Genomic DNA, 9,674 nt, shown 5'->3' on the forward strand with positions numbered 1-9,674 from the left:
GAATCTTACCTAAGCCCGCCAGTTCTGCCGCTTCGAGTGTCAGCTTACGTGCTGTCTCATCGAATGAAGCGGGAACAGTTACCACAACGTCTTGGTCTTCAAGCTTATTGCTTGGGTTACGGTAGTTCCATGCTTGACGGATGTGGTTCAGGTAGCTTGCGCTTGCGACAACAGGAGAGACCTTATCGACGTCAGTTGCGCCTGCCCAAGGCAGAATGTCGGAGTTACGATCAACCGCTTGGTGAGATAACCAGCTCTTAGCACTGGATACTTGGCGGCCTTCAACTTTTGCGCCCAGTTCGCGAGCCCACTCACCAACGATGACGTTTTGAATATCACCTTCAACCAAGCTCGGTTCCCAAGGCATAGTGAGATCGGAAGGGGAGATCTGACCTTGTGCGGGATGATAACGAAATGATGGAAGTAGCGGCTTGCGAACCACTTCACCGGGGCCGATGAGTTGGTCAATATCGAAAAGAGAAACGGGAGCATGTTGTAGGTCGTCGTTGATTTCACAGTAGGCAACCACAGTATTGGTTGTGCCTAAGTCAATGCCGACTAAAAAACGAGGAGATGTCATACAAAACCTTATTCTGCCAAAGTGATGACCAGTTAATGGATAATCTTGGTCTTATTATTGTCTTTGGAATGCTTTTAATACAGGGCTAGGGAATCGCATTGATAAAGTAACGGCACCCGTTAAGGTGCCGTTGATTCATTATGCTTCTACGTTTGAGTCGTTATTCGAGTCTTCACGAACGTCGAACTCAACATGCCATTTCTGACCATTGTCAGTCGCAATCGCTTCTAGGTATAACGTGCCTAATTCAGTAACACGAGACGCCAAAGTTACGGGAACCACTTCACCTTCGCGACGACCTTCAGAAACAGGCAGTGTCACTTGAATTTCAGGAAGCTCATCCAGATCTTCTGGAGCCCAGTGATCAAGGTGCGTACCCGCTTGGTCTTCACGACGAGTGGTTGAACCGAAGAATTGGAAGTGAACTGGCTGACCAATCACTAGACCGAACTCTTGGCTAGGCACTTGTACGCTTGAACCTTCTTCCATACCAAATGGTGCAACACACAGTGCTTCCATTGGAGGAGCCATACCTGGGATAGCTGGCATCGCGCTTTCAATTCCAACGTAGTAAGAAGATGCGATACCACCACGGATACGAACGCCTTGGCCACGACGAACTGCGCCGTAGTATGAAGCGCCACTTGCAACCGCTAGGTCTAAGTCTAAACCTGAAAGTTGTTTAGCAAATTCAGCGTCGGCATTAATTAGCCATTCATTGATCGTGTCTGAAAGACGATCTGCAAGTAGGTTAGATTTTAGAACACCACCATTGAACAGTACCGCTGTTGGTTTGATGAAGTCTGCCGCTGGTGCTTCTGCACCTTGCGTTTCTGTACCGGGCATACCGGGCATGTTTGCAAACGGGTTGAAATCTTGCTGAGCGGTTTCACTATTTCCAGAAAGCGCGTTCGCTTGCTTAGAAAGGAATGCAGCAATGTGACGAGTAATACCTGCGTCTTGAGCGTAAGGCAGACCCATTTGAGTCAGTGCGCCACGCGTCTTTTGTACTGGGTGCTCAGTCACCGCTACTTTCGGGAAGAAGCCATCAACCAATGTTTGTTGTACTTCTTGCTGAGTCAGATCTGTTTTCAGTGTTGCGCCCAGTAGTTTAGAACCACGGCTTGGAACAACGATTGGCACAGATTGAAGCTCAGCATCGTTAAGCAGTGCTTCTTTCGCATCGCGACACGCGTGAGTCATTGCTTGAACCTGCCAAGGAGCCAGTTCTTTACCTTCTTGCGCCAGTTTCATCTTCAGACGGTAAGCCAGAGCTAAGTCCATGTTGTCGCCGCCCAGTAGGATATGTTCACCTACAGCGATACGGTTCAGGCTTAGGTTGCCTTCATCTTGTGTTACTTCAACCAACGAAAGGTCAGTCGTACCACCACCGATATCGACAACAAGAACGATGTCACCAACGTTCACTTCATCACGCCATGTGTCGTTGCTGTTATCAATCCAGCTGTAAAGAGCCGCTTGTGGCTCTTCTAGAAGCGTTAGGTGAGTGAAACCAACATTACGCGCAGCTTCTGCTGTTAGGTCACGAGCCGCAGGATCAAACGAAGCAGGAACCGTGATCGTTACATCTTGGTCTGCCAGTTTGTGTTCTGGGTTAGCGTGGTTCCAAGCATCTTTAAGGTGCTCAAGGTACAACTCAGTTGTCTTAAGCGGAGATACCTTTTCAACTTCTTCAGGGCTGCCTGCAGGAAGGAACGCATCACGACGGTTCACACCACCGTGGCATAGCCAAGATTTTGCACTTGCAACCAAACGGATAGGGGTTTTCGAACCAAGGTTACGCGCAATGGCACCAACCAGTGCTTTAGGTTCAGAAGACCAAGGTAGAACGCGAGAGCCCGCATTCATTTCATGTTCGTGCGGCTGGTATAGGAACGAGCCAAGTTGGCTGCGAGTTTCTACTGTACCTGGAGCCGTCAATTGAGGGATTGGCATCACCTCAACGCGAGCGTCTTCATTTGTTGTGTCGATGAAAGACAAAACGCAGTGTGTGGTACCTAAATCGATACCAACACTGAACTTAGGCGCCTGATGTTGCTCTTGAGAAGATAGCTCTTGTGAATGCATCTGCGGCGTATGTTCTTGAGAAGAAGACTCGTGCGATGATGGCTGAGTTTGGTGTTCCATTATAGCTCTACCTCTGCCGGTGCAATTACAGATGCATCGTAGTTTTCAGCAAGCTTAGGCAGGTTCATGTTAGTTGCTTTCCAACCTTTGTGAACCAATGTGCCGTTGAATGGTGCGTTACCCGTTACGTTGCCAGTTAGGCGAATTTCTTGAGGGTTGAAACCTTCAGCAATAGTGATACGTGTTTCTTCATCTTCAGTGCGGATGTGAGACAGCGTTACGTAATCGGCTAATACTTTTTGACCGCCAGTGTGAATAACACGAGCTGCTGCGCCAACTTCTTCATCAGAGAATGACGTTAGGTCTTCTTTTAGGAAGTCAATTAAACGAGCTTCTTGCTGCATGATAGACAGTAGTTGCATTGCAGAATCTGTTGGTGCTGTTGCCAGCTTAGATTCAACTTCTACTACTTTTTCGATCACACGTTCAACTTCAACAACTTTCTCTACTTCGACAATTTTCTCAACTGGCTTTTCAACTTCAACGATCTTTTCTACTGGTTTTTCTACGACTTTCTCAACCACTTTGGTTTTACGAGAAACGGCAATTAGCAGTAGTAAAACGCTTGATGCAGTTAGGCCTGCGTGAAGCATATCAAACGTTTGTGGGATTAGGTTCAAATCAACGATCATAGTGATTTCTCTTTAAAATTGATTTAACGGTATATTCGTCGGTTTAAAGGAATATACAGGTTGGAAAGAAACTCAGTGGCATAAGGCCGAAATGGTCACTTTCAAGCTATAAATATGGGTGGATACTAGCATATTCAAGGCTTAAGGGCTTTATTTAATGTTTTCAATAAACTGGCTTTTTGGTGAGTTAGCTTGAAAGTTAATCGAGATTTGTCTGGTTATTGGTCATGGGGGTCAGTAAAATTTACAAAATGCCCGTTTAATGTGACATTTAGGACTAAACATGAATGGAGCATTATTTCCGTCCGTTATATACTTTTCATTCAATAGAGCCTATTTGGAACCCGCATGCCCCAAACTACTGACCCACTAACAGGGTTGAAGAGACAAACTCTCCCGTTGGTCGTATTTTCGGTCAGTTTTTTGATTACTGTTTTGTGCTTTGTATTAGTCATGCTTAATCAAAAGCGTGCGCTGAATATGAATTTGGATAGTTTTGCTACTCACCAGACATTGAGCTTGGAAGCCTTTATAGATAATGATGTTGCATATATTGGGTCTGGTGCTAATTTTTTCTACGCAAATGACCCTGAAAATTGGGATAAGTTTGATCGCTTTGCTAAGCAAACCATAGATGATTCAAAGAGTTTAATTGCCTTGCAGTGGATGCAAAAAGTGCCCGCAGACGAGATAGCTGAGCACACGGCGAAAATGAAAGAAAAGTACCCATTCTTTAAGCTGTATACCATTCCTAAGAACCAAGCAAAAACCTATGGCTACATTTTGGATGGTCAGCCAGCTTTCGTTGCTAGCGATATTTTCCCCAATACAGAACCAAACAACAAAGTTCTTGGCTTTTACTCTTCTAGAGAGCGATTTGATCTCGTTCTAGATAATATCAAACAGACACGTAAGGCGAATATTTCAGACAAAGTTCGCTTGATACAAGATGGGCTAGATAAAGGCACAAAAAAGAGTGGCATGTTGGTGTATCACCCTGTCTTTGAGGGAGAGAGTGACAACTTACTCGGCGTTGTAATTGGTGTGGTTCGCACCACATACTATTTTGAGAACTTGCTGGCTTCGACGGTTGGGGATATGAATGTTTATGTCCGCGTTAGTGATGTCGGTTTTGAAGCCGAAGATGCACCTGTCTTGTTCGAAACGAAAGGTTATGAGGGTGTGACTGGACAACATATCACCAAGAAAATCACACTCACTAACCGTGAATGGGTTGTCGACTTCAAGATAGACTCATGCATTTCGTTTAATGGTTACCTGGTGTTGGCCGGGATTGCCCTCGTGGGCACGACTATTTCACTGTTGCTTTCTTATATCGTTAAACTGCAAGTCCAAGAAAAAGTACGCCTGTATAAAATGATTGATGAAAGAACGGAAGAACTCCGTTTTCTTGCCAATCATGACAGCCTCACAGAGATTTATAATCGACGAGCCTTTAATAAGGTGCTCGATAAAGCGATACAAGGTGACAAGCCGTTTAGCTTGATTGGATTTGATGTCGATAAATTTAAAGGGATTAATGATCAATTTGGCCACCCGGCTGGTGATGCCTTACTGGTTCATGTAATTCAGTTGATTTCAGGCAGTTTGAAAGAGGGCGATCATGTCTTCCGTATGGGAGGAGATGAGTTTGGTATCATTTCGAGCGTCATTGAACACGACGCGCTGGCACGTTATTTAGAATGTATTTTAGATACGGTGAGCGAGTCTCACTGTGAGCATAAAGGTCAACTATTGAGTTGTACTCTAAGTATCGGTGCTACCATCCGCAGTAAAGAAGACATCGAAGAGCTCCTTCAAAAAACCGATAGTATGCTTTACCTAAGTAAGTCAAATGGCCGAAATCGCGTTACAATTGCAGGCTAAATGAGCACTTGATGCAACTAGGGTCGAGTTCTGTATTGGGCTCATGTACAATTTGACAAAATTTTTGACGAGAGAATTAGGCGACGTATGAATCACAATCGAGTGGTATGTTTCGATTTGGAAATGTGCTGTTGGAGCGAAGACGGTGTGGGAACAACAGGCGAGATCATTGAAGTTGGTCTTGCTGAAATTGATCTAGCATCTGGCACTATCGTCAAGCGAGCACAATACTACGTTAAGCCAGAGAAAGATGAAGTCTCTCTGTTCTGCGCCGAGCTAACGGGCATAACACCTCGTAAAATCGAAAAGCAAGGTCGTCCATTAGAATCTGTCATCAAGTCGATGATTAAGAACTTCGGTGGACCAAAAAAAATCTATGCAGCGTGGGGACGTGACGACCTTATCTTACACAAAGAGTGTATTGAGAAAGGCATCGAACCTCCGTTCAGCGAGTTCTTGAACATCGCCACGCTTTATCGAGTTCAGAATCGATTGAAAGAAAAACGTATTGGTCACCGTGCTGCTCAAGAAGCGAAAAACATTGAGTGGGAAGGTCGTCAGCACTCTGGTTATGTTGACGCTTATAACTTGGCAAAGCTTGCGCTGACGATGTTGTAATCGTTTGTATTTCAGAGAGGCGCTTGGTTAAATACTGAAAGGTTAAACACTTAAAGTTAGCCTGAATCTTGTGAGTTATTAAAATGAAGAGCCACCTACTTATTAGGTGGTTTTTTTGTGCCTGTTATTTGAGGGTAATGACGATCCAAATTAAGGGCAATGACTATTCACGTTAAGGGCAATGACTATCCCAAGAAACCTAATTTCAACAAGTGGTTTATCAATAGTGAATGGCTACATCGCTTATTTTACGAGTGACTAATATTGGTTTGAAGTTTAGCTTTTTAATTAATATTAAATCGCAGGTCTCGACCTTGATTGGGTAGGGCTAGGTGGTAGCGTTAGCTTACCCAAAACAAGGAGAATAGGATGAAGAACATTATTAAGTATGGATTGGCACTGGGGGCGCTAAGCGTAAGTGCGTTGGTTTCGGCACAACCCGTTGTATTGATAAATACCTTTTCAGTAGAGCCGGCCCATGAGGCCGCTACATTAACGTATTGGGAAAATGCGCGAGACGTATTGATGAAGCAACCCGGATACCTATCGACCAAACTGCACCGCTCTTTAAGCTCGGACGCGACATACCGCTTTATCAATGTCGCTGAATGGGAGAGTAAGAAGCAATTCCATGATGCAATACAAGTGATGAGAAAAGAGCTACCACCTTTAAAAATCGAAGGGGTTTCTGCTGACCCTAACTTGTATGAAATTATTCGCGACTAATCAGGAAACCACATAATGAAAACAACTCTAGGAACCTTTTTAGCTATTTTTAGCTTTCTACTTTCAGCGACTCTTTTTTCAACCCATGCCCATGCTGCGGCATACGGTGTGTCAGTCGCTTGGAAAACCGACGATGCTCAAGCGGTATTTGAGGCGATGCCTCATCAGAAAAAAGCATTTGCTAACTTAATTGACGCGGGCTTGGTACACGATATGTTCGTATCGGAAAGCTTTATCGGAGACAAGAAATTTCCGATGATTAAGTTTGTGATTGAAGCGGACAGTGAACAGCACGTTCGAGAGTTGATTGGTAACCTACCATTCCAATTCAAAGAGCTTGTCGAGGTGACTGAAATCAGAGACATTGGTAATAAGTGGTTAAACACTGACGTCGCTTTCAAAAACTACGCAGTCGAACTCGCTTGGACAGAGCCTGAGAATCAATTCATTGTCGATGAGATTATCAGCCAAGATTTACAAATGGTTGTCGATTGGAGCGCTCAAGGCGTGATTACTTCTGCTTACTTAAAACATCAAGAAATAGCTCAAGAGAAGCCAAACCAAAAAGCGATGATCAGACCCATTTACTCAATGGCAATATTGGCTAAAAACGAAGAACAAGCTCGCGGAGTTGCCAGTCAGTTGAATGCAGTAAAGTTAGGCTTCGCTGAAGTTATGATTAGTGAACTTGGATTCAAACTGGAACTATAATTTCGCTAGAACAGAATTGTGACCTCGTTTTCAGATTGCGTAACGACGAGGTCTTAATATGGGACCATGACAAGTTTAGAGTTAAACTTGGCTATGTTCATAGGTGAGTGAGTTTTCGTGACTGGCTCACCTTGTTGTTATTTTATCTTGTTACTTGCTGAGCTTATATTTGGCTTAATTATTGGCTAAACTTATCACTACTCTTTTCTATGTATGGTTTGCTATTAATTCGACCAAACAAACACTTTTTTGATGACCTTTTTATTTATGAACACCTCGCCGAAATGAACGCCAATAGCCCTGATAAGATCACCTTAGACGCTTCGGGTATCGAATTGAATAACAATACTCTCATTAATTCGAGCTCTAACAAGCAGGTCACCTTGTCTTCATCCGAAAGTTTGATCCTTGAACATTTGGTGATGAATAGCCCGAAAGCGATTGGCCGAGACTTCCTTCTTGAACATTGCTGGCCTGGGCGGGTGGTGACAGGAAGCTCGCTAAACGTAGCGATAAAGAACATTCGTACAGCGTTGAATGAACTGAACTGTGAGTGCAAAATTTTAACGGTTCAGAAGCAAGGGTACAGTTTTAGCAGACCTCAACAGCTTGGTGGTTATCTATCAACACCCATTTCTGCTATTCAAACTCAAGTAGCTCAAGTTAATGTTCCTAATGAAACCGTTGAGCTAGAGGTTTTTAATACTGACAGTGATCGCAGTGATGACAGTAAAAGCGAATCTGTATTACCCCAACAACGGGAACTTCATAAACAGCGAAGGGTTAAGAGTTTTCTCACTCGTCACCAATCTCGTATCGTAGGGATGGTCGTCAGCGCGCTTCTTCTCGTGCTGTTTTATCAGTTCGTTTTTTTTATGGATAAAACGAGCTATCGTGGCATGGATGTTTATCACGACAGTTTGAATTTTGATCAAGAATTATTAACCGAACTCAATACCGTCTCAGAACTCGGTGTTGATTCGCTTTATCTGCATCGCATCGGAGTTGGGTGCCAGAATATCCAAGCCGTCGCATTGATAAACGGGCGCTGGAAAGAGATGAGTCACCAGTTTAAATCTTTGTCTTGCGATGACGATAATGACGATGAGCGAGGGTGAGTGATATGAATCGTAAGTTTTGGATGCCTATCTTACTCACGTTTTTTGTGATTCTAAATGTAGGCTTAATTTCTGGGCTCGCAACCAAAAGTACTTATAAATTTTCCGCAGAATACCCGATGGTAGGCTGGGAAAAAATATCACTTCGATTGGAAAATGGTCGAGTCAAAATGCAGTACATTGGTTACGATATCGATGGGAATATCGCTCAAACTAAGCAGATGTTTGGCGTGTTCTTGCGCTGGGGGAATCATTACTACTTTTATCAATTGGATCAAGATCAGGCCCAAGATAAGCAGACATTCAATATCAAGCACTTATACATTCAACAAACACAAGGCAAGCGCAGTGTGTTGGTATCAAATCAGCGCGGCCTTTATGTCACTAAGAAGGGCACGCCGTTAGAGCTCAAAGGCATCATGCATGGCGACCGTTTACGTTGATCCAGTCACTAAACGTGAGTATCGAGCCTTTGGTTAGCTTTTACCGATGACGTTCAGCTTAGTTTTGATAAAGTCACTGTGGTCAACGTAGAGCAGTTCTGCGGTTTTACGGATCACTGAATCTTCAAGTGGGTCAATCTCTCCATCCGCATGCGCGACTTCCCACATAGCTTTGATTAATTCTATGCGAACCGGCTGCGAAAGCTCTCGCAGTTGAGAAGTGAAATCGTACAGAGAAACAGATTGTTCAACTTGAGGCTCAGCTTGTGTTAATAAAGCTTTTGATTCTTCTTCGGTTATGTTCAGTAAACGCTGAAGTAAGTGCAGTTTGGCTTGTTGCTCTGATTCGTTGATCGCGTGGTCTGCACCAGCGACTTCGCATAACAAGCTGGCGATGGCTAAGTTAGGTGAGGCAGTGGGCGTTTTGCCTAAATCAGAGCCGTCAACTAATTGTTTAAATAACGAGGTAAGTGAGTTAAACATAAGAGCATTCCAGTTATGGTGAATATTATTACTATTGGGCCTACGGAGTGTGATCGCAAGCGTCTTTACTTAAAACTGACATTACGAAGAGGTCAGCAATAAGGAACACTTGTTTAGGGCGTGTTGACCTTTCGCGGTTAAACTTTGTTCGAGATAAAAGCGTTTTAATCGCGGCGAGGGGGAAGTAGCCTAGTCATTCTAAGCAAATCTCCCTCAACAAAGAGTAAAACGCTTTTTGCGGGGGCGCCCAGCCCGAACCCTTCGGGCAGCGTTTGCTGGTCATTTCTACTACGTTATCGGCTTCTCATGTAGGCTAGCTACACATCGA

At 44.0% G+C, this 9,674-nt stretch carries 10 protein-coding genes; 6 read left to right on the top strand and 4 right to left on the bottom strand.

Translation table 11 applies throughout. From position 1 onward, the window contains the following. The 3 genes from AB4653_RS14950 to AB4653_RS14960 form a co-directional block, all read right to left on the bottom strand. Positions 1 to 580 (bottom strand): Hsp70 family protein (locus tag AB4653_RS14950; RefSeq protein ID WP_372104601.1); only part of this gene is annotated, 580 nt, incomplete at its 3' end. 138 nt (positions 581 to 718) lie between these two features. Then, on the bottom strand, positions 719 to 2,728 hold the full coding sequence (locus tag AB4653_RS14955; RefSeq protein WP_102258586.1) for an Hsp70 family protein: 2,010 nt from the start codon (positions 2,726 to 2,728) through the stop codon (positions 719 to 721). After that, positions 2,728 to 3,360: a DUF2760 domain-containing protein gene (locus AB4653_RS14960; protein ID WP_102258585.1), complete on the bottom strand. Its 633-nt coding sequence runs from the start codon at positions 3,358 to 3,360 to the stop codon at positions 2,728 to 2,730. Before AB4653_RS14960 ends, AB4653_RS14955 begins: the two co-directional genes overlap by 1 nt. A 348-nt stretch (positions 3,361 to 3,708) precedes the next feature. Here AB4653_RS14960 and AB4653_RS14965 point away from each other — a divergent pair, with 348 nt between their 5' ends. The 6 genes from AB4653_RS14965 (at position 3,709) to AB4653_RS14990 (ending at position 8,863) form a co-directional block, all read left to right on the top strand. Beyond that, positions 3,709 to 5,247: a sensor domain-containing diguanylate cyclase gene (locus AB4653_RS14965; protein ID WP_102258584.1), complete on the top strand. Its 1,539-nt coding sequence runs from the start codon at positions 3,709 to 3,711 to the stop codon at positions 5,245 to 5,247. A gap of 87 nt (positions 5,248 to 5,334) precedes the next feature. Further along, positions 5,335 to 5,865 (top strand): 3'-5' exonuclease, encoded by a 531-nt coding sequence (locus AB4653_RS14970; protein ID WP_009847018.1) that lies wholly within the window; start codon positions 5,335 to 5,337, stop codon positions 5,863 to 5,865. A 369-nt stretch (positions 5,866 to 6,234) separates the two neighbouring features. Continuing rightward, positions 6,235 to 6,591 carry an antibiotic biosynthesis monooxygenase gene (locus AB4653_RS14975; protein WP_012604199.1) on the top strand — a complete coding sequence of 119 codons (357 nt, stop codon included), beginning with the start codon at positions 6,235 to 6,237 and terminating at the stop codon, positions 6,589 to 6,591. A 15-nt stretch (positions 6,592 to 6,606) separates the two neighbouring features. After that, entirely contained in the window at positions 6,607 to 7,302 is a 696-nt protein-coding gene (locus AB4653_RS14980; RefSeq protein WP_017102684.1) for a hypothetical protein, read from the top strand. A gap of 419 nt (positions 7,303 to 7,721) precedes the next feature. Next, positions 7,722 to 8,420 carry a helix-turn-helix domain-containing protein gene (locus tag AB4653_RS14985; RefSeq protein WP_032499115.1) on the top strand — a complete coding sequence of 233 codons (699 nt, stop codon included), beginning with the start codon at positions 7,722 to 7,724 and terminating at the stop codon, positions 8,418 to 8,420. A gap of 5 nt (positions 8,421 to 8,425) precedes the next feature. Further along, positions 8,426 to 8,863, top strand: a complete 438-nt coding sequence (locus AB4653_RS14990) for a hypothetical protein (protein ID WP_029222865.1) — start codon at positions 8,426 to 8,428, stop codon at positions 8,861 to 8,863. A 33-nt stretch (positions 8,864 to 8,896) separates the two neighbouring features. Here the strand turns inward: AB4653_RS14990 and AB4653_RS14995 are convergent, their stop codons facing one another. Beyond that, positions 8,897 to 9,346, bottom strand: coding sequence for a TerB family tellurite resistance protein (locus AB4653_RS14995; RefSeq protein ID WP_009847013.1), 450 nt, complete (start codon positions 9,344 to 9,346; stop codon positions 8,897 to 8,899). Positions 9,347 to 9,674 lie beyond the last annotated feature (328 nt).

The organism is Vibrio sp. 10N.222.48.A3 (assembly GCF_041475345.1).
Taxonomy (GTDB): Bacteria; Pseudomonadota; Gammaproteobacteria; order Enterobacterales; family Vibrionaceae; genus Vibrio; species Vibrio tasmaniensis_A.